This is a genomic window from Nostoc sp. JL33 (genome assembly GCF_017114985.1).
Classification (GTDB): Bacteria; Cyanobacteriota; Cyanobacteriia; order Cyanobacteriales; family Nostocaceae; genus Nostoc.
This window is the reverse complement of record NZ_JABXKP010000012.1, coordinates 1-20,651: the sequence shown is the minus strand read 5'-3', so window position 1 is coordinate 20,651 and position 20,651 is coordinate 1. Positions and strand designations below refer to the sequence as shown.

The following is a 20,651-nucleotide window of genomic DNA, read 5'->3' as shown; positions in this document are numbered from 1 at the left end:
AGATATGAAAATCGTCAGGATTTAGCAGTATGGTTACTATTCCCGGATATCAAGTCAGCGAAGAACTATACAATGGTTCGAGAACCCTAGTTTATCGTGGGTATCGAGAAACTGACTCCTTAAAAGTAGTGATTAAACTGCTGAAAAATCCTTATCCCAGTTTCAGCGAATTGGTGCAGTTTCGCAATCAGTACACCATTGCCAAAAATCTCAACTCACCCCTAATCATCCAAACCTACAGCCTCCAAGCGTATCAAAATGGGTATGCGTTGGTGATGGAAGACTTTGGGGGGATTTCTCTGAAAGAATGGGTAACAGGGGAAAGTCTACGAAATCTCACGGAGTTTTTACAGATAGCGATCGCACTGTGCAATACCTTAGATATACTCTACCGCGATCGGATTATTCATAAAGATATTAAACCCGCGAATATTCTAATTAATCCCGAAACCAAAGAAGTTAAATTAATTGACTTTAGTATTGCATCTTTACTACCACGGGAAACTCAAACGATCATCAATCCCAATGTGTTAGAAGGAACACTCGCTTATATTTCCCCAGAACAAACTGGCAGAATGAATCGGGGGATTGACTATCGCACTGATTTTTATTCTTTAGGTGTAACTTTCTACGAATTATTAACAGAAGAATTACCGTTTCAATCAAACGATGTGATGGAGTTAGTGCATTGTCATATTGCAAAACTTCCACCACTTTTAGGGAATAGGGAAGAGATTCCCCAAGTTCTTTGTGATCTCGTGATGAAATTGATGGCTAAAAATGCTGAAGACCGCTATCAAAGTGCATTAGGAATTAAATTTGATTTAGAAAATTGTTTAACTCAACTTCAAAAAACTGGTGAAATTAAGAGTTTCCCAATTGGGCGACGGGATGTGTGCGATCGCTTCATCATCCCCGACAAACTTTATGGACGAGAAACCGAAGTATCAACTCTACTCCAAGCATTTGAGCGAGTTAGCCTTGGTGCAACAGAAATGATGCTGGTAGCAGGTTTTTCGGGAATTGGTAAAACTGTGGTTGTCAACGAAGTTCATAAACCAATTGTGCGGCAACGCGGTTATTTTATCAAAGGTAAATATGACCAATTTCAACGCAATATTCCCTTTAGTGCATTTGTGGAAGCATTCCGGGATTTAATGGGGCAACTGTTAAGCGAAAGTGATGCACAAATCCAGCAATGGAAAAACCAAATATTAGAGGCTGTTGGAGAAAATGGACAAGTAATTATTGAAGTAATTCCCGAATTATCAAGAATAATTGGTATCCAACCACCATCTCCAGAATTATCAGGAACTGCGGCACAAAATCGATTTAATTTATTATTTCAGAAATTCACCCAAGTCTTCACCAGCTTAGAACATCCATTAGTGATGTTTTTAGATGACTTGCAATGGGCAGATTCGGCATCGTTGAAGTTAATGCAGTTATTAATGGCTGAGACAAAGCATCTTTTATTAATTGGTGCTTATCGTGATAATGAAGTCAATCCAGCACATCCCTTAATGTTGACTTTGAATGATATCCAAAAAACCGCAGCCACGATTAATACGATTACTTTAGCACCATTAAGTCAAGGGCAAGTGAATCAGTTAGTTGCTGATACACTTAAATGTACAGGAAATTTAGCATTACCCCTTTCTAAATTAGTATCTCAGAAAACTCAAGGTAATCCATTTTTCGCTACACAGTTTCTCAAAGCATTATATCAAGAGCATCTGATTCAATTTGATTTTGAGCCAGGGTGTTGGGAATGTGATATTTCACAAGTGACTCAGCAAGCAATTACAGATAATGTAGTTGAATTCATGGCATTGCAATTACAGAAATTGCCAGAATCAACTCAAAACATCTTGCAATTAGCTGCGTGTATCGGGAATCAGTTTGAATTAGCAACTCTGGCAATTGTTTCGGAACAATCTGAGATAGAAACGGCAGATTATTTGTGGAAGACATTGCAGGAAGGATTGATTTTACCTATTAGTGAAATATACAAGTTTTATCAGGGAGATGATAATGAAGAATTGGTGGTGGAAAATAGGAATACCGATAAACAATTAGCCAAATATAAATTCTCACATGATCGCGTTCAGCAAGCTGCTTATTCACTGATTCCCGAAGACCAAAAACAGACAACCCATTATCATATCGGACAACTGCTTTTACAACAGATTTTTCCAGAAGCAAGAGAAGATCGCATTTTTGAACTGGTCAATCAATTAAACTATGGAACATCTCTGATTACTCAACAATCAGAACGAGATGAATTAGCACAACTCAACTTTATTGCCTGTCGTAGAGCCAGAGCCACCACCGCTTATCAAGCAGCTCGCGACTATGCCGCAGCCGGATTATCATTGCTGGGAGAAAACGCTTGGCAACAGCAATATGAAATAACCCTTGCCCTGCATGAATTAGGGGCTGAAGTTGCTTACTTGAGCGGCGATTTTGAACAGATGGAACGGTTCATTAATATTGTCATCTCACAGGCGCACTCTTTATTGGAAAAGATCAATGTTTACTATATTAGAATTCAAGCAAATTCCTCCCAGAATAAATTTACTGAAGCCATTGCGATCGCTCAATTGCTCCTGGAACAACTTGGGGTAAGATTTCCTGAAACACCCACACCAAGTGATATTCAACGGTCAATCCAAGAGATCAGCGAACTGATTGGAGACAGGGAGATTGAAGATTTAGTTCATCTAAGCGCGATGACGAATGCGGAAAAACTCGCGATTGTCCAGATTGCCACTAGCATCATGCCAGCAGCTTACCTCTCTGGTTCCCCCTTGTTCCCATTACTGATTTGCTTGTCAGTCAAACTATCCATTCAGTACGGAAACACATTGGCTTCAGCCTCTAGCTATAGTAGCTATGGTCTTATTATGTGTAATGTTTTACAAAATGTGGATTTAGCAGTACAGTTTGGTCAATTAGCCCTCCAGGTCGTCTCAAAACTAAATGCCAAAGCGACTAAACCTGAAGTGTTGCTAATTCTGGGACTATATATTTTACAACGCAAATCTCACATTAAAGAAACGCTAATACTCTTGCAAGAAGGCTATGCCACTGGACTAGAAGTAGGAAACCTAGATTATGCTGGGCATAATGCCCACAATTTTTGTAGCTATTCTTTTTGGTGCGGTCAGTCCCTGACGACCTTGGAGCAGGAGACTCGTGCTTACTGCAATGGGTTGGTGCAACTTAACCAATTGACATCAGCCAATTACTGCCGAATCTATTGGCAACCTCTTTTAAATTTGCTGAATTTGGCGGAGCATCCCACCATTTTGTCTGGGGAAGCTCTGCAAGAGACGGAATTTCTGTCCCTGCTGCGGTCTGCGAATGATGGGTATGGGTTATACATTTTCTATTTGTATAAGCTGATGCTTTGCTTCCTGTTTGGAGAAATGGAAGCAGCTAACAACCACGCAATTGAGGTCAGACGCTATTTTATGGCTGGTGCGGGACTGGTCAGTGAACCCGCATTTTATTTTTATGATTCTCTACTTGCTCTGGCACAATTGAATCAACAGCTAGATGAGACGTCAGAAGGATTACAGCGCGTGGCACAGAACCAAATGCAGTTACAGCACTGGGCGCACTATGCCCCGGTGAATTATCAGCATAAGGTTGATTTGGTGGAAGCCGAAAAATATCGGGTCTTAGGGAAGAAGTATGAAGCAGGGGATTGGTACGATCGCGCCATTGCTGGAGCCAAAGCCAACGGTTACATCCAAGAACAAGCCCTCGCTAACGAACTCGCCGCCAAGTTCTACCTCGACTGGGGCAAAGAAAAAGTCGCTGTTGCATATATGCAAGAAGCTTACTATTGTTATGCCCATTGGGGAGCAAAAGCCAAAGTCGAGGATTTAGAAAAACGTTATCCTCAACTACTGCAACCCATTCTGCAACAGCGACAACTTAACTTCAATCCTCTAGAAACTATTAGCTTTCGTGGCACTTCCTCATCTACTGGCACGAATACCACTGGCAGTACTAGTATTTCCGATATTCTAGATTTTACCTCTCTTCTGAAAGCGGCTCAAGCTATTTCCAGTTCTCTAGAATTAGATCAACTCATTGCCAGTCTCACGCGTATTATCTTAGAGAACTCTGGCGCAAAAAAAGCTGCACTAATTCTTCCCCAAGAAGATACTTGGCAAGTACGAGCAATTACTTTTATTCAGCATGAGGAAATACAAACTATCGTAAATACACAATCAATAGACAATTGTCAAGATATTCCCGTCAATATTATCAATTACGTCAAGAATACTCAACAAACAGTTGTTATAGACAATTGCAAAACAGATATTCTTGGAGCAATTGGGAAATATATGATGGAACATCAACCCCAAAGTGTATTTTGTACCCCGATTATTAATCAAGGGCATTTGGTGGGGATTCTCTACCTAGAAAATCAACTGATTCAAGGGGTATTTAACAGCGATCGCCTTTCTGTGATAAATTTTCTCTGCACTCAAGCTGCGATTTCTTTGGAAAATGCCCAATTATACAATCATCTCCAGAAGCGAGAAAAGTTTCTCAGTAGTATTTACGAAGGTGTTGGCTGTCTCGTCTTTGTGATTGATGTCCGCGATAATGGTAGGTTTGAGTACACAGGATGGAGCAAATCCTGCGAACTAGGGGCTGGTATACTTGCTTCGGAAGTGCTGGGTAAAACTCCGCAAGAAATCATGGCTGATGATCAAGGTGCAACAGTGGAGCAAAAATATCTGCGTTGTTTCCAAACCGAAATACCCGTCACCTATGAAGAATGTCTAACATTTAATGACCAAAAAACTTGGTGGTTAACCACACTCAGTCCATTAAAAGATGAGATGGGCAAAGTTTATCGCCTAGTCGGGACAACTATTAATATTAGCGAGCGCAAACAAGCTGAGTCAGCGTTAATAGAAAAATCTCAAGCACTGGGAACAGCCTTAGAAGATTTACAACAAGCGCAATTACAAATTGTTCAGAGTGAGAAAATGTCTGCATTGGGTAATTTAGTTGCAGGGGTAGCCCATGAAATGAATAATCCTTTAGGCTTTATTTCTGCTAGCCTCAAACAAGCTAAACCCACCGTTGCAGATATTGTTGAACACTTGAAACTATATCAAGAAAGTTTGCTAAATCCGAGTGATGAAATTCTCGCTCATGCCGAAGAAATCGACTTAGATTATAGCTTAGAAGACTTACCCAAGGCAATTGATTCAATGGTGATGGCGTGCGATCGCCTCAAAAATATTAGCACCAGTCTCCGCACTTTTTCCCGTGCTGACAAAGATTATAAAGTGCCGTTTAATATCCACGAAGGTATCGATAGTACGATTTTAATTCTCAAACATCGCCTGAAAGCAAATGAACACCGTCCAGCCATTGAAGTGATTACCAATTATGGCAATTTACCTAAGATTGAGTGTTTTCCTGGACAATTAAATCAGGTATTTATGAATATTATCGCCAATGCAATTGATGCGCTGGATGAATCAAATACGGGACGGAGTTTTGAGGAAATTAAGACCAATCCCAACCGAATTATAATTAAAACCTCCCTGGAAAATCAAGGTGTGAAAATTGCGATCGCTGATAATGGTAAGGGGATGAATGAATCGGTGAAACAAAAGATTTTTGACTACTTATTTACTACAAAAGGTGTGGGTAAAGGGACGGGATTAGGATTAGCGATCGCCAAGTCTATTGTTGAAGAAACCCACAGTGGGAAATTGAGTTTTAACTCTGTTCTGGGTGAGGGTACAGAATTTGTAATTGAAATGAAGTTCTAAAAAAATTAAACGGGAGCATCTTACTTTTTTGACAAGACAAAACCCACCTCCGTGGGTTTCAAATTCCTAGAGTCCGCGCACGCGGACAAGAGTTTGTGTAGCCGCGATTTCTAATCGCCAGGTATATTTGCAAAGCTAAACAGGCAAATCAGCAGCACTTTGGATGTTTTCTAATATTAAATCAGGGCTACTACGTTTAATCAAGCCAGTTAGCACTTTACCAGGGCCAATTTCCACTACTCGCTGGATACCGTTGGCTGGTAATTGCAGAGAAATTTCTCGCCAGCGTACCGAACCAGTCATTTGTTTGTTCAGGCGCTGCTTTAAAATCTCGGCATCAATAGAGGGAATTGGTTCTACATTAGACAACACTGGTACAATAGCTGGCTGAAATTCCACAGATTCTAGAATCTCTTGGAATTGGGCAGCTGCTGGTGCTATTAAATGTGAGTGAAATGCTCCAGAAACTTTTAGGGGAATAGCACGCTTTGCTTTAACTTGAGACATCACTGCTTGTACAGCCTCAGCTGTGCCTGAAATTACCACCTGAGTCGAGCTATTGTCATTTGCTAGCACAACATCAGGCGTTTGGGCAATGACTTTTTCCAACTGTTCACGGTCAAAGTTTATCAAAGCCGCCATCATCCCACCGACAGCACTATCCATGAGTTCCGCACGACGCTTCACCAGATATAAACCAGCCGACCACTCAAAGACACCCGCAATATAAAGGGCAGAATATTCTCCCAAACTGTGACCAGCAACTAAATCTGGCTGGTGTCCTCGTTCTCGGAGAAGATCAGCAAGAATGCTTTCTACCACATAAAGAATTGGCTGGGTGTATAGCGTCTGTGATAGCTTTTCTTCTTCGTTTTGACAGATTTCTGTTAGAGACCAGCCTAAAATTTCCTCGGCTTGGGCAAATTTGTTTTTAGCGGAGGGTATATCTAATAAATCCATTCCCATTCCCAACGCTTGGGAACCTTGTCCGGGAAACACCCATGCAGTTTTTGTCATTGGTCATTAGTCATTGGAGAATGGGGAGTGGGGGGTGGGGAGTGGGGAGTGGGGATTTAGAAGTGAGAAGTTAAAACTCATAACTGATAATTCATCACTCCTGATTCTTTACCTTCCCCATTGAAAAATTGCCGCGCCCCAGGTAAGACCGGCACCAAAACCGGATGCAGCAACGATGTCATTGGGTTTAATTTTACCTTGCCGCACTGCTTCATCTAAAGCTAAGGGAATGGAAGCAGCAGAGGTATTGCCGTAGTGAGCGAGATTACTGATAACTTTATGTTCTGGGACATTTAGGCGTTGGGCTACGGCATCAATAATTCGCTGATTGGCTTGATGCAACAACAGCCAATCTATTTGGTCAACACTGAGGTTGGCTTGAAACAAGGCTTTGTCAATGATTTCTGGCACTTTTTGGACAGCAAAGCGGTAGACTTCTTTGCCGTTCATAGTAATAGGTTGGTAAGTGCCTTTGGTGATATTTACACCGGGGAGCAGTTCTTGGGAAGCGGCTGCATAGGCAAGGTTGAGGTGATGATTTTGAGTGCCATCACTTTTAAGTGCAAATCCCAACAAGCGATCGCTTTTGTCAGCCTGCAATACTACTGCCCCTGCACCATCACCGAACAATACACAAGTGCGCCGATCTTCCCAATCTACCCAGCGAGAGAGGATGTCTGCCCCGATCAATAGTACATTTTTATAGGCACCTGTTCTAATGTATTGGGCTGCTGTAACCAGACCAAACACAAAGCCGGAGCAGGCAGCAGTCAAGTCAAAAGCTACTGCGTTGGTAGCTCCTAATCGAGCCTGTACTTGACAAGCACTACCAAACAAATCATCAGGGGTGGAAGTCGCCAGCAGAATCAGGTCTAGGTCTTCTGGTTTAATTCCCGAAGCTGCGATCGCCTGACTACTAGCGGCAGTAGCGAGTACACTCAAGGACTCAGATGGGAGCGCTAATCGTCGTTGACGAATTCCAGTTCTTGTAGTTATCCACTCGTCTGATGTTTCAACCAGTTCAGTCAATGTCTGGTTGTGTAAAGAAGTTGCTGGTACTGCCGAGCCACTTCCGATAATTGCTACACCTAAATTTTGCACTCCTAATCTCCCCAGCTATCAGCTTTTTGCCTGTTGTCCCTTGTCTTTTGTCCTACCCTGCGGTCAGCCGCCCGGAGGTCGTCTATGTCAGTTCTCCTTTGCAAATAACCAACGACTAATGACTAATGACTAATGACTAACCGCCCTCGCGTTCTAGGATATATTGGGACTGAATTCGTTCTATCACCTGGTTGTCAACGGCTTCTTTGGCCATGCGAATTGCATTAAAAATTGAAGGAGCTTGTGAACTACCGTGACCGATAAAACAAACGCCTGCCACGCCTAACAGCAAAGCGCCGCCGTGTTCTGCGTGATCCATTCGCTGCTTAACCCGCTTCAGGTTTGGTTTTAAGAGTGCTGAACCGATTTGACCGTGCAATCCTTGGGGTAATTCTTCCCGCAGAATTTGCAGAATCACTTCTCCGACGGCTTCGGCAAATTTTAACAATACATTACCGACAAAGCCATCGCAGACAATCACATCAAAGCGACCGGAAAGCACATCACGCCCTTCGGCATTGCCAATAAAATTAATTTGGGAATTTTCGCGGAGCATTTGGTGGGCGCGGACGGCTGCATCATTGCCCTTAGAGTCTTCTTCACCGATATTCAGCAAACCCACCTTAGGTTCGGTTGTACCCAAGACATACTGACTGTAAACCGATCCCATGACGCCAAACTGCTCTAAAAACTTGGGACGGCAATCTACATTCGCGCCGACATCAAGTACCAGCACTGGCTTACCAGCAATAATCGTCGGAAAAACTGTCCCTATGGCTGGGCGGTCAATTCCCGGCAATCGTCCTAAGCGCAGCAAAGCTGATGCCATAGCTGCCCCAGAGTGGCCGGCAGAAAATACGGCATCTGCTTTTTGCTGCTTGACCAAATCCATGGCCACATTGATAGAAGCCTTGCGTTTGCGTCTAACTGCGTTTAAAGGCTCCTCATCCATTGCGATCGCTTCCTCCGCAGCCACGATCTCTACCTGCCCTAAATTCGTTTTTGGCGGCAAGGCAGCTTCTATTTGTTGGGGATCACCAACCAGTAATACATTTACACCCAATTCTTCCTGTGCTCGCAGTGCGCCAGCAACGATTTCACTGGGTGCGTGATCCCCTCCCATTGCGTCAATTGCGATCCTTACGCGAGTCGATCCCATTGCTCACAGCTTCTAGAAACCTTACAAATTTTACCAGATGGCTTTGCCGAAAAAGCTTAACTTTCTGACCGCCAAATTACTTCTGTTACTATTGCAACAATTTTTGCTGGCAAGCTCAAGATAACACGAATTGTTGGCCAAACTGGCCAAACAGGGCAATTCAATGCAAGAATTTTGGTGAAGCAGCGCGGTCTTCTCCCAAAGGGAGAGGCTAGCGCCAAGGGGGTTTCCCCCATGAGCGACTGCACCAAGCCGTTCGCGCAGCGTCTCCCCTTGGGAGAAGGGATTCACGATAGCGCCACGGAGAGCGAGTCCGCGTACTCCTGCGGAGGACAAGCTAGCAAGAGCGTCTGTCTGCGACACGCTATTCGTGTTCGTAGAGAGCGTATTTTGGATTAAATTTCAATTCTTTAATCTTTAATCTTTAATCTTTAATTCTTACTCCCCCTACTGCCTACTCCCCAGTACCCAGTACCCAATTAACTAGCATCCGAACGCCGTAGCCTGTTGCCCCTGCGCCGTTGTAGCCATTTTCTTTCTCTGTCCACACAGGCCCGGCAATATCTATGTGCGCCCAAGGGGTTTCTTTGACGAATTGCTTGAGGAAAAGGGCAGCAGTAATTGCACCACCTGGACGCGGGCCTGTATTTTTCATGTCCGCGATACCAGACTTTAGCCCTTCAAAATATTTTTCTTCCATTGGCATCCGCCAAATCTTTTCCCCTGAAGTTTCAGCAGCTTTCTCGATCTGGGAAGCTACAGCATCATCGTAAGCGTACAAACCAGCAATATCCTCACCCAAGGCAATAACGTTGGCACCAGTCAGGGTGGCTAAATCCACGATCGCATCCAAGCCCAATTTGTCGGCATACACTAAGGCATCGGCTAGGGTCAAACGTCCTTCAGCGTCGGTGTTGTTCACTTCGATTGTTTTGCCGTTTGATGCTGTGAGAACGTCTCCTGGGCGCATGGCGTGACCGCTAATCATGTTCTCAGTCGCTGCCGAGATAAAGTGAACTTCCGAATCTGGCTTAATTTGAGCAATTGCTTTTGCCGCACCCAAGGTAGCTGCTGCACCGCCCATGTCAATTTTCATGGTTTCGATGCCGCTACCAGCACCTTTAATATTGAGTCCCCCGGAGTCGAAGGTTAAACCTTTGCCAATAATTGCTAGTTTCTTTTTGGGTGTACCTTCTGGCTTGTAAGTCAGGTGAATAAATTTAGGTGGCAAATCGGAGGCTTGGGCTACTCCTAAAAAAGCACCCATGCCCAGCTTTTCGCAGTCTTCCCGTTCGAGAATTTCTATTTGTAAACCGTACTCGTTGGCGATCGCTTGAGCAGTTTCTGCCAAAGTAATTGGTGTTACTGCGTTAGCTGGCGCTGCTACTAACTGCCGTGCCAAAATTACCCCGGAAACGATTTGATTAGCGCGGGTGATGGCTGCTTCTTGTCCACCGAATCCTAGTAAATCTACGGTTTCTAGTTGTGATCCTTTCTCTTCTGGTTCAGATTTAAAGCGAATATCTTCGTAAAGTGCTAATTCCACACCTTCTGCGATCGCTTGGGCACTGGCTGCTGGATCGTTGTTCCATAATGGAAAACTAAAGCCCAAAACTTTGCTTTTTTGCTTTTTTCCGACTCTGGCTACAGCAGCAGCAGCGCGGCGCAAAGTATCTAGTTTTAGTGCATCTGGTTTGCCTAAACCTACCAAAATCAATTTCCGCACTGGGCTACCAGCATTTACACGGGTGAAGATTGTAGTGTTGGCTTTACCTTTAAACTCTTCTTCAGCAATCAGTTCTTTTAAAACCCCAGAAAACTTTTGATCTAAAGTAGCCAGTTCTCCGGTTAACTCGACTGCATCTTCAAATAATCCAATTGCCAAACTATCGCCTGCCCACTCTAGCAAAGGCTTATCACTAGGTTGAATTGTCATTTTGGGATTTTGTGTAAATATTCCTTCTTGTACCAGTATTGCTCAAAATTCTTGTTTCAGCTGAGGGGAGTGAGGGAGATAGGGGAGATGAGGGAGTAGGGGGCCTGTAGCTATAATTTAGTGCTGAGAGTGTCAATCGATAATACTCTTGAAAATTATGACATTTTAACCATAATAAATTAGTGGAATGGCAAGTTGAGTTTCATGATGATTTCGAGTCTGAGTTTGATGCTCTACCTCAAGAAGTAAAAAATGAGTTGCTTGCTACGGCTGAGGTATTAGAAAAGTTTGAACCACAAGCAAAACGTCCTCATGTTGATACGCTCAAAGGGTCGAAGTACGGAAACATGAAAGAGTTACGATTCTCAGCTTTTGGTGGTGTTTGGCGTGTGGCGTTTGCTTTCGATCCATTGAGACAAGCTATTTTATTGGTTGTAGGTGACAAATCCGGTGTTAGCCAAAAACTTTTTTATAAACACTTAATTCAAAAGGCTGATGCACGCTACAAGAGTCATCTTAAAAAAATAAAAGAGGAAGGATAAGAAGAATGGGTAAAAGCCTAAGAGAAAAAATTAAAGAACAGCCAATAGAAAGTCAAATTAAAATTGAAAGCCGCGCTCAGGAATTAATAGCTCAGGAATTAACTAGGCAAAAACTTAGACTAGAGAAACAACAACTTAAAGTTCGAGCTAGAAAAGGAAAAGGTTTTAAAAAAAGAGAGGTAGTTATATTTGGAAAGATTAATCATAGAACATTAATTTAGTAAAACACTCCAAAAGCCTGCCAAACTCGAATGAATTGGCAGGCTTTAAACTTATTAAAAATCTTTAGCCTCATTCAACCTTTTGAATCACCTTTAGAGGACTAGTACCGCAAGGTGGAAGTCACGCATTCACGCATTCAAAAGGATTATGGAATGGGCTTTTTAGGAATTTTAAATGGTTCCTCAAACGCCACTTGCTTCTCCCTACAGCCCTGCGGGCATCCTACGGCAGGCGCTAGCCACGCGCGTGAGGGAGAAGGGGAGACGCACAGGGGACAAGTCGGGAAACCGCACCTGTAGCAGTGGCTCCCCAACCTACACATTTTCATTTTTTGAGCTTCACCGAACCGTATTGCGTGAACTCCGCTCTTTTACCCCTTGCTCTATGCCCCAATTTTATTTGCGTCAATGTCAAATTTGCTGGCGATCGCTTCTATTATTTCTTGCTCAAGTGGTGTAGTCTTATTGTGAAGCTGGGCAATTTTGTAACACTGAGCCAGCAAGGGTATGGCAAAATCACGATTTAGCTGATTGAGCAATATATCTAAAGACTTAGGTGATTTGATATTTTGGGCAATGGCATCCAAGGAGTTACGACTGAGCTTTAGAGTTTGTAATTCTGGCAAAATTTCTTCCCAAGTCTTTTCTGGATGACTAGCCAGGATCATGTGAACTAAGATTTGATCCATAACGGCTTCTTGAGCGATCGCAGTTTCTAAATACTTCTCACTCTCTGCTTTTAATGTTGCTAGTGTCTGTGGCGATGAGAGGGAAGTTGATTCATCCAGCTTGGCTTCGTAAAATCGACAAGCAGCATACCCCAATGAATAGATCATCGTCGCATTTGAACTAGCTCCAATTACCGCACCCGCCAAGGGTATATTTCGCAGCAAGCCTAATCCCGCAGCTTTCAAAAGACGCTCTCCACCCAAAGCCAAACCAAAAATTGCCAAAACTTCACCTTTCCGCGCAGGATCTTTTAAATCTAGCCCGTAGACAGATGCAATTTGATAAAGCATTTCTGACTGCAATTTTGTTGTCGCTGTTAAATCAATTGCAAACAATGCGACTGCGATTCCTGGCAAAATACTAGTTGCTAGTCCAACTGTGGCTCCTTGAGTTGCTTTTTCTACCATGATTCGGTGAGCAATCTGGCTGGGTGATTCATTGGGATACTTTTGCTTTAGCTTGTTTACCGCAACTTCTGCTTTTTCCAAATCAACAAGGTTAGTAGTACCAATTAGCCAATTGAGATTTAACACTCCAGATAGTTTTCTAATCAGCCAATTTTCGCTAAGACGATTCACAAGCTGACCGCTAGTTTGAGTTGTTTGCTCAATTAATTTGTGTGTTTCTTTCGCCGTCGCTTCTCCCACCTCTACTGCTGTATCTAAAACTGCTTTGCCAGTCTGAGCAACAGTTTCAACAAAAGATTCTAATCCAGACGGTTTATTTTCTACTGATGATTGAGCCTGGATTTTTACTTCTGAAGTTTCTCTGGGTGAATTAACTAATTTATTCACCTGTGTTTCTTGGGGTTTGTCTGCCATTGCTTGACACCATCTTCTAAAGCCTCTCTCTTTAAAGTTGTAGCGAAGTATGAGCGGCTTGACATCCCTCTATAAACGTAAATCTCAGTTTAAGAGCAACTATTTTATTGTCTGAATAACTGTGTTAATCCATTAAAAATAGGAACATATTGCTCAGGGGTAAGTATTCCCAAATACGCCAAAACTCGATTTATATCTAATCCCCGCGTTTGATCTAGCAAGACAATGGAAGACAGAGGCAAACCAGCAGCACCAGCTGACAAACGCGGGTATAAACTGGGATTATTGAACACCCAAGAACCACTCTGCGTAGTTAAAGGTGCAATCATTAGCATTGGATAGCGGACTTCTCCCCAAGGTATACCGACGACTACAGCAGGTCTTCCTTGCTGTTCACGTCCTCTAGGAGTACTAGTAGGCAAAGTTACTATAATTACGTCGCCACACTCAAGCAAATCAGGTTGGAGCATCCTTGCCACCAACAACTGTTAGCCCAACTCCAGAGATATATTCTACTGGCTTCCCTTTTGGCTGTCCTTGGGAACCCCAATCATAAGAGTCTTCTTGAAGGAAATTTCCTTCGCCTTGGTTAATTTCCTCATTTAATAATTGCCACAGTTGATGTTTTTCTTCTAAAGGAAGGTTGGCAATGGCATCTAGGAGTGATTCAAAAGGAATTTGCAGTTTGACTGTTGTTTTGGTCATAGTCTGTTTTGAGTTTTTAACAAAACAAATTCAATTACAGCACTTTCTCAGGGTGTAAAGTTCAATGTGTATATCCATCTATCTCGCCCTTTAACAGGAAACTAACTATGCAAATTACTATTGCACCTTATCTGTTGAGTACCTATAAGCTGATTCAGTGTGCTTTTCCCAACGGAATAGAAACACAAGACTATTTACCACTGTTGGCATTACTTGATGATGAAATGTCAGATCGAAATTTAGCCGAAGTCATGGCTCACTACACAACAAAGCATTATGGCGTTGTTCTAAATGATGTGTATCGTGTGAGAACAACTGATGTGCCAAAGGCTGAAGCCATTGACAAGGTGAAACAGCATTTGCTTGTTTGTGGTTATGAAGAGTGGCTGAAAGAAGCTGAATAGAGCTTATCTCTTACCTCGTTGAACCCTCATTTCAAATCTTCTTGTGTAAGAAGTTCTGCATATTCATCTAATCCTGCTTCAGCTAGTTGACGATCTTCCTGAGCAAATTCACTGTAAAGAGCAGCCATTTGATTTTTATCTATTTGCCAGCTAACATTTCTGCTGCGGAATTTGAGGAAGGCAATAAAATCACTAACTTGTTTTAGTTGTTCTTCACTCAATTTGTCTAATTCTTGGCTGAGTAACTCTTTGAGAGCAACCATTTGAGAGTCTCCAAAAATATTTGGTTAAGGTTTTTGAGGACACAAGCATTATTTGAACAGTAATTATGTCTAGTACACTTTTTAGTTTTTAGTTTTTAACTCTAGCCCCGTACCGATATCAGCTTCACTTTCTAAAAAGTCGTTATCCTTAAGAATTTCATAGAGATTAATATCTTGTTCTAGCAAGCAAGCGTGTCCACAATGGGGCAACACCACAATCTTGTTATTTGGCAAGATATTCCCTATCCGCTTGACTTCAGTTACAGAAGGTAAAAGGCGATCGCTAGCACCGGCAATCAACAAAACTGGTTGAATCAAGCGGCTTAACTGTTCCTCATCAACATTAAACTCTCGCAGTAAAGACAACCGCCAATGAACGGTTTCTGGCGGTACAGAACGCATAGTTTTCAGCAGATCATGGCGATCGCTTGGAGAAATGCGTGGCAAAGATGCTAGAAACGGCAACAACCCCAGTGCGCCAACATCATACAACTCTGATGGCACCAAGTAAGTAAGTTGGGATGCCCAATTCAACCAAGGGCGAAGATGAAACGACGAAGCTGGATTAATTAGGATAATTCGCTTAAATAACTGCGGTGTTTGGATTGCCACTTTCATTGCCAAACAACCACCAAAGGACTCACCACACAGGTAAACTGGCCTCTGAGGGATTTTTTCTAATTCGGCGTGGATCAAGTCCAATACACTCTTAGCTAGCACATCCCAAGTGTTAAGGTCTTTCCGGGGGAGCGCCAAACAACGGACATCAAAGCCAGTTTCTAATCCAGCAGTTTGCGATCGCAATAGTTGACCAGTTCCATCCATTCCTGGCAAATATACCAACAGCGGATACTCTGGCTGTACTCGTTCAGGAGTTAAAAAACAAGGGTTTAGCTCAACTTCTGGCATAGTCATTGGTCACTAGTCAATGGTATAAAACTTTTGGACTGCTGATTGTTACTTATAAAAGCTTTCGTGTTTTTGATTCTAATAGCAACCTTGACGCAGTAAGTTGCTAATTTCGCCGTGACAGTGTTCTGTCAGTTCAGCCACAACAGTTCTGGCCTGTTTCCCCTGATATTTTTTCTGATGTTGGGGCGTAATCCAATAAGGGCGACCGATTAACACCGCAACCCGACGATAAATTACCAAAGGATGCCAACCACCTTGCTTAAATAAAGGTTCTGAAGGGTCAAATACACTCAAAAGCCTTAAGGGGAAGCCATTTGTGTTTACCTCTTCTAAAGAGGCGATCGCGATCGGCAAAACAGCTAAATCCTGCACATCCGCTCGCAATGCCAAATGGGCAAATCCCCGATGAAATTCACCCAGATGATTTGGCACAGTAAATTTCACCATTGGTTCAGTCCCTTCTGGAAATACTCCCACCATCTGCTTCGACTGCAATAGCACCTGCGACTGCGAAAAAAAGCTTTTTAGGCGGTTTTGAGTTTCCTCCAAGGGGAAACACCCCAATTGTCCGGTGACAATCTCCCGCATGACTGGCACTTGTCCCATGTAGTGATGGCAAGCAAAGCGAATCGGACTCGATAACGCCGTCATTAAAATCACTGCATCCATAAAGCTGCGGTGATTGCTGACTACCAACACGCTGGCATCCTGGGGAATGCGATCCTCATAATACCGAAACATTTGCGTTGAGAGTGCCGCCACCAAAGCGCTAGAAATCTCCAGGGGGCTATTTCGACTCATACCTAATCAATATATTTTTCCGGGAAATATGGCAGTTTATCTTAAATTAATTTTTACATTTCTTTACTATTGCCATCACCGTCTTAAGATAGAAATGTCTGATCCACAAAAGCAGCTAGATTTTCTGCGTTTGGAATTATGTATTCCTGATTACAATAATATCATCTAATAGTAACTATTAAAAAAAACTATGATTAGTTAATTCCCATCTTTTAGGCAAAAATCAGATGAATTGATGCAGATTACAAAAGGATTCTTGACCGGAAAAATTTGCTAATATTAAGGTGCTATTGAAAAAAATGGGAATAATATTGTATACTTCCGTAGTTTTCCTGACCGAAGCAAAGATGTAAAACGTTTTAATTTTAATAAGTTAATTTTTATTTTGCATGAATCTAGTGAATAAAACAGAAAAGACATTTGCACTGACAACACCGCTATATTATGTAAACGATGTCCCCCATATAGGCAGTGCTTATACAACGATCGCAGCAGATGTAGTCGCCCGATTTCAGAGACTACTGGGGCATCGGGTATTGCTGATTACAGGTACAGATGAACATGGGCAAAAAATTCAGCGTTCGGCAGAAAGTTTAGGGAAGGCGCCACAAGAGTTTTGCGATGAAGTTGTCCCTAGCTTCGTGAGTTTATGGCAGTTACTAGACATTCAATACGATCGTTTTAGTCGGACTACTGCTACTCGTCATGAAGCGATCGTTAAAGAATTCTTTGAGCGAGTTTGGGAATCTGGTGATATCTACCAGGGACAACAACAAGGCTGGTATTGCGTATCCTGCGAAGAATTCAAAGAAGAACGGGATCTGCTAGAAGGACACTGTTGCCCGATTCATACTAACAAAAAAGTTGAGTGGCGAGACGAGCAAAACTATTTTTTCCGCTTATCGAAATATCAAACTAAGCTGACAGAATTTTATCAATCTAGACCGGATTTTATTCAACCAGAAAGTCGGCGTAACGAAGTTCTCAGCTTTGTAAATCAAGGGCTGCAAGACTTTTCTATTTCGCGGGTAAATCTCGATTGGGGTTTTCCTGTACCAGTTGATCCCAAGCACACCCTTTATGTTTGGTTTGATGCGCTGCTAGGTTATGTAACGGCATTACTAGAACCAGATGCAGAACCGACTTTAGCAAATGCTTTAGAAACATGGTGGCCAATTAACTTGCATCTAATTGGTAAGGATATTCTGCGCTTTCATGCAGTTTATTGGCCAGCAATGTTGTTGTCGGCTGGCTTACCCTTGCCAGGGCGAGTATTTGGGCATGGCTTTTTGACCAAAGATGGGCAGAAGATGGGTAAAAGTTTGGGTAACACCCTTGATCCTGTAGCGTTAGTTCAGCGCTATGGTAGTGATGCCGTTCGTTATTACTTCCTTAAGGAAATCGAATTTGGCAAAGATGGAGATTTTAATGAAGTAAGGTTCATTAATGTTTTGAATGCAGATTTGGCAAATGATTTAGGTAATTTGCTCAATCGCACTTTGAGCATGGTGAAGAAATACTGCGCCCAGAATAATGTCCCATCAATCGGCAATGAAGGAATTTCTGACGAAAATCCATTGAAAACAATTGGTTTACGTCTAGGGGAACAGGTAAAACAAGCCTATGAGGAACTAGCTTTCAGTCAAGCCTGCGTGGCGATCCTTTCACTGGCGCAAGCTAGTAATAAGTTTATTGATCAACAAGCTCCTTGGTCATTATATAAACAGGGACAGCAGGAGACGGTGGAAAAAGTTCTTTACGCAGTTCTAGAATCAGTTAGACTATCAGCTTATCTCCTTTCCCCAATTATTCCGAACATCAGTAGCGATATTTATCAGCAGCTGGGCTTCGGAATAAACTTTAACGATCAAACACAAAGTTCAATTACCGCTCCTTTTGCCACCCATTCGACATGGGGGATACTATCGAGTAAACAACCGTTGGGTACACACCAACCTGTTTTTAAGCAAATAGAATCCCCGAAAAACGATTAATCCTGATCAAACTCTGATTTTGTTCAATTTCTTATTCTCTCAAAAAATTTATCGTGGCTCAAGTTATATTAGCCCCGGAACATTATCATAAGCCGCTGTGACTAGCATCTAAAAGTTGGTAATTTGTATCAAAAATAACAGGGATAAAAATTGAGGTATGACAACGATGTTGAATAATTTTGAAACCGATTCAATCTTTACGCCAGAACAAGTTTTGGAGAATCGGGGCAGGGTTGCCATATTTATAGATGGCTCAAATCTATTTTACGCTGCATTACAACTAGGGATCGAAATCGATTACACGAAGTTATTGTGCCGATTAACTGGAGGTTCTAGACTACTGCGTTCTTTTTTCTACACTGGGGTAGACCGGACAAACGAGAAGCAACAGGGGTTTCTGCTGTGGATGCGTCGCAATGGCTATCGAGTCATTGCTAAGGATTTAGTTCAGCTACCAGATGGCTCTAAAAAAGCTAACCTGGATGTAGAAATAGCAGTAGATATGATGGCGCTAGTAGATTCTTATGATACCGCAGTTTTAGTTAGCGGTGATGGAGATTTGGCTTATGCGGTAAATTCAGTCAGCTATCGCGGCGTGCGGGTAGAAGTGGTGAGTTTGCGTTCGATGACCAGTGACAGCTTAATTAATGTAAGCGATCGCTACATTGATTTAGAAGCCATTAAAGAGGATATTCAAAAAACCCCTCGCCAAAGCTATCCATATCGGCCGTTATCTGGTATAGGTTTTTTGGAAGACCCCAGAACTAGTGATGGACACCTAGAAATCCAAGAATAATGCCGCATCAATTTCATAAAAAGGGGAGAGAGGTGGGAAAAAAAATACAAAATTTCTCCTCCACTCGCTCCTTCCTTCTTTTACCTTTGACCTTTTTATTGATATTTGGTTTAGTTGCTTGCGGGGGTAAATCCCCCCCAGCTTCTCAACAAAATACTGGGGGATCATCTAATCAAGATAGCAATTTAACTTTCTTTGATGTCACCCTAGAACAAGCAGATGAAGTAGGACGACCGATTTGGAAAGTCAGAGCGACACGGGCAAAATACACCAAAGAAAAACAAATTGGTCAGGCTGAAAGTCCTTATGGTGAACTATACCAAGATGGGAAAGTGGTTTACCAAATCAAGGCAGACGTAGCAGATATTGAACAAAATGGGAAGCAATTGTTTCTTAAGGGTAAAATATTTGCCATAGACCCTAGTAATGGGATTGTGTTGCAAGGTAATGAATTAGAATGGCGTCCCCAAGAAGATTTGTTGATTGTCCGTAACCAGATTAACGGTAGTCATAAACAACTACAAGCAGTGGCACAGGAAGCGCGAGTTAAAACCCGCGAACAGCGCATGGAATTTTCTGGAGGGGTAGTAGCAAATTCCACTGATCCCCAGATGCAAGTGAGAACTGAGCATTTAATCTGGAAAATCAAAGAAGAAAAATTGATTGGCGATCGCCCCATACAAATTGACCGCTACAAAGATAATAAAATTAGCGATCGCGGTAAGGGAAATTCTGCTGAAGTCAACTTAAAAACGAAAATTGCCACTGTCCGACAGAATGCTCAATTAGAATTACTAGACCCACCACTGCAAATAGCTAGTAACTCTATGACCTGGAATATGAATTCAGAAACTGTCACCACAAACTCACCTACGCGCATATTCCAGCGTGCCGAAAATGTCACAGTTACCGCCAATCAAGGTGAAATGAAAATACCGCAAAAAACGGTTTATTTAACAGGTAACGTCAACGCCGTTGGGCAGCGTCGCCAGTCTTTGAAATCTAATACATTAACTTGGTATTTAGACAATAAGTTAGTTGAAGCTCAGGGAAATGTGGTTTATCGGCAAGTTGACCCACCCTTAAATTTTATGGGTGAAACAGCCGTTGGTAATCTGCAAACAGAAAATATTGTTGTCAAAGGTGGCAGTTCTAGCGGTAGGGTAGTAACAGAAATTATTCCCCAACAAAGAGCCAATCGTCAGCAGTAAAGTTAGGGGGAATGCGGAGTCTTTGAACTCCTCCTCATCCCCCTCACCGAATTTTAGATTTTAAATTTTGGAAAATGGAATTGTTGGGCGTTGCCTAAGAAGAGAAGATTCTTGCGTTCCATTATTTAAAAAGGTCTCTTCGCGAGAGCGTCTGGTAGAGTTGCGAACGTATTTAAACGCGAGAATAATTCTTTAATCCGTCTTGGAAAGTTTGCTCAAGTCAAGC

The 20,651-nt window shown here is 42.4% G+C and carries 17 protein-coding genes; 7 read left to right on the top strand and 10 right to left on the bottom strand.

Annotation, left to right across the window (positions count from 1 at the left end):
• The first annotated feature begins 29 nt into the window (after window positions 1–29).
• Window positions 30–5,813 carry an AAA family ATPase gene (locus HWQ23_RS02505; RefSeq protein ID WP_292823183.1) on the top strand — a complete coding sequence of 1,928 codons (5,784 nt, stop codon included), beginning with the start codon at window positions 30–32 and terminating at the stop codon, window positions 5,811–5,813.
• 135 nt (window positions 5,814–5,948) lie between these two features.
• Here HWQ23_RS02505 and fabD read toward each other — a convergent pair whose 3' ends face one another.
• The 4 genes from fabD to HWQ23_RS02485 form a co-directional block, all read right to left on the bottom strand.
• On the bottom strand, window positions 5,949–6,830 hold the full coding sequence (gene fabD / locus HWQ23_RS02500; protein ID WP_292823182.1) for an ACP S-malonyltransferase: 882 nt from the start codon (window positions 6,828–6,830) through the stop codon (window positions 5,949–5,951).
• Window positions 6,831–6,938: 108 nt separating this feature from the next.
• Window positions 6,939–7,931 carry a beta-ketoacyl-ACP synthase 3 gene (locus HWQ23_RS02495; RefSeq protein WP_292823181.1) on the bottom strand — a complete coding sequence of 331 codons (993 nt, stop codon included), beginning with the start codon at window positions 7,929–7,931 and terminating at the stop codon, window positions 6,939–6,941.
• A gap of 136 nt (window positions 7,932–8,067) precedes the next feature.
• Window positions 8,068–9,090 carry a phosphate acyltransferase PlsX gene (plsX, locus tag HWQ23_RS02490; protein ID WP_292823180.1) on the bottom strand — a complete coding sequence of 341 codons (1,023 nt, stop codon included), beginning with the start codon at window positions 9,088–9,090 and terminating at the stop codon, window positions 8,068–8,070.
• 454 nt (window positions 9,091–9,544) lie between these two features.
• Entirely contained in the window at window positions 9,545–11,026 is a 1,482-nt protein-coding gene (locus HWQ23_RS02485) for a leucyl aminopeptidase (RefSeq protein WP_292823179.1), read from the bottom strand.
• Window positions 11,027–11,208: 182 nt separating this feature from the next.
• On the opposite strand from HWQ23_RS02485, the gene HWQ23_RS02480 reads away from it, so the two are divergent.
• Window positions 11,209–11,568, top strand: coding sequence for a type II toxin-antitoxin system RelE/ParE family toxin (locus HWQ23_RS02480; protein ID WP_292823178.1), 360 nt, complete (start codon window positions 11,209–11,211; stop codon window positions 11,566–11,568).
• 5 nt (window positions 11,569–11,573) lie between these two features.
• Window positions 11,574–11,789, top strand: coding sequence for a hypothetical protein (locus HWQ23_RS02475; protein WP_292823177.1), 216 nt, complete (start codon window positions 11,574–11,576; stop codon window positions 11,787–11,789).
• A 383-nt stretch (window positions 11,790–12,172) separates the two neighbouring features.
• Here HWQ23_RS02475 and HWQ23_RS02470 read toward each other — a convergent pair whose 3' ends face one another.
• From HWQ23_RS02470 to HWQ23_RS02460, 3 genes are all read right to left on the bottom strand, one after another.
• Window positions 12,173–13,339: an EcsC family protein gene (locus tag HWQ23_RS02470; protein ID WP_365740421.1), complete on the bottom strand. Its 1,167-nt coding sequence runs from the start codon at window positions 13,337–13,339 to the stop codon at window positions 12,173–12,175.
• 104 nt (window positions 13,340–13,443) lie between these two features.
• Window positions 13,444–13,809, bottom strand: a complete 366-nt coding sequence (locus HWQ23_RS02465) for a type II toxin-antitoxin system PemK/MazF family toxin (protein WP_292823176.1) — start codon at window positions 13,807–13,809, stop codon at window positions 13,444–13,446.
• Window positions 13,796–14,044 (bottom strand): hypothetical protein, encoded by a 249-nt coding sequence (locus tag HWQ23_RS02460; protein ID WP_292823175.1) that lies wholly within the window; start codon window positions 14,042–14,044, stop codon window positions 13,796–13,798. The genes HWQ23_RS02465 and HWQ23_RS02460 overlap by 14 nt, the downstream gene beginning before the upstream one ends.
• 107 nt (window positions 14,045–14,151) lie before the next feature.
• Between HWQ23_RS02460 and HWQ23_RS02455 the strand changes: the two genes are divergently transcribed.
• On the top strand, window positions 14,152–14,448 hold the full coding sequence (locus tag HWQ23_RS02455; protein ID WP_292823174.1) for a DUF3349 domain-containing protein: 297 nt from the start codon (window positions 14,152–14,154) through the stop codon (window positions 14,446–14,448).
• Window positions 14,449–14,474: 26 nt separating this feature from the next.
• Here HWQ23_RS02455 and HWQ23_RS02450 read toward each other — a convergent pair whose 3' ends face one another.
• From HWQ23_RS02450 to HWQ23_RS02440, 3 genes are all read right to left on the bottom strand, one after another.
• Window positions 14,475–14,711 (bottom strand): hypothetical protein, encoded by a 237-nt coding sequence (locus HWQ23_RS02450; protein WP_292823173.1) that lies wholly within the window; start codon window positions 14,709–14,711, stop codon window positions 14,475–14,477.
• Between the two features lie 81 nt (window positions 14,712–14,792).
• Entirely contained in the window at window positions 14,793–15,620 is an 828-nt protein-coding gene (locus HWQ23_RS02445) for an alpha/beta fold hydrolase (protein WP_292823288.1), read from the bottom strand.
• Between the two features lie 78 nt (window positions 15,621–15,698).
• Complete coding sequence (locus HWQ23_RS02440; protein ID WP_292823172.1) at window positions 15,699–16,424, bottom strand: lysophospholipid acyltransferase family protein; 726 nt, start codon at window positions 16,422–16,424, stop codon at window positions 15,699–15,701.
• A 389-nt stretch (window positions 16,425–16,813) separates the two neighbouring features.
• Here HWQ23_RS02440 and metG point away from each other — a divergent pair, with 389 nt between their 5' ends.
• From metG to lptC, 3 genes are all read left to right on the top strand, one after another.
• On the top strand, window positions 16,814–18,418 hold the full coding sequence (gene metG / locus HWQ23_RS02435; RefSeq protein WP_292823171.1) for a methionine--tRNA ligase: 1,605 nt from the start codon (window positions 16,814–16,816) through the stop codon (window positions 18,416–18,418).
• A 166-nt stretch (window positions 18,419–18,584) separates the two neighbouring features.
• On the top strand, window positions 18,585–19,214 hold the full coding sequence (locus HWQ23_RS02430) for a LabA-like NYN domain-containing protein (protein ID WP_041565095.1): 630 nt from the start codon (window positions 18,585–18,587) through the stop codon (window positions 19,212–19,214).
• The gene (gene lptC / locus HWQ23_RS02425) at window positions 19,214–20,425 is read left to right on the top strand and encodes an LPS export ABC transporter periplasmic protein LptC (protein WP_292823170.1); all 1,212 of its coding nucleotides are present in this window, start codon (window positions 19,214–19,216) and stop codon (window positions 20,423–20,425) included. Before HWQ23_RS02430 ends, lptC begins: the two co-directional genes overlap by 1 nt.
• Window positions 20,426–20,651 lie beyond the last annotated feature (226 nt).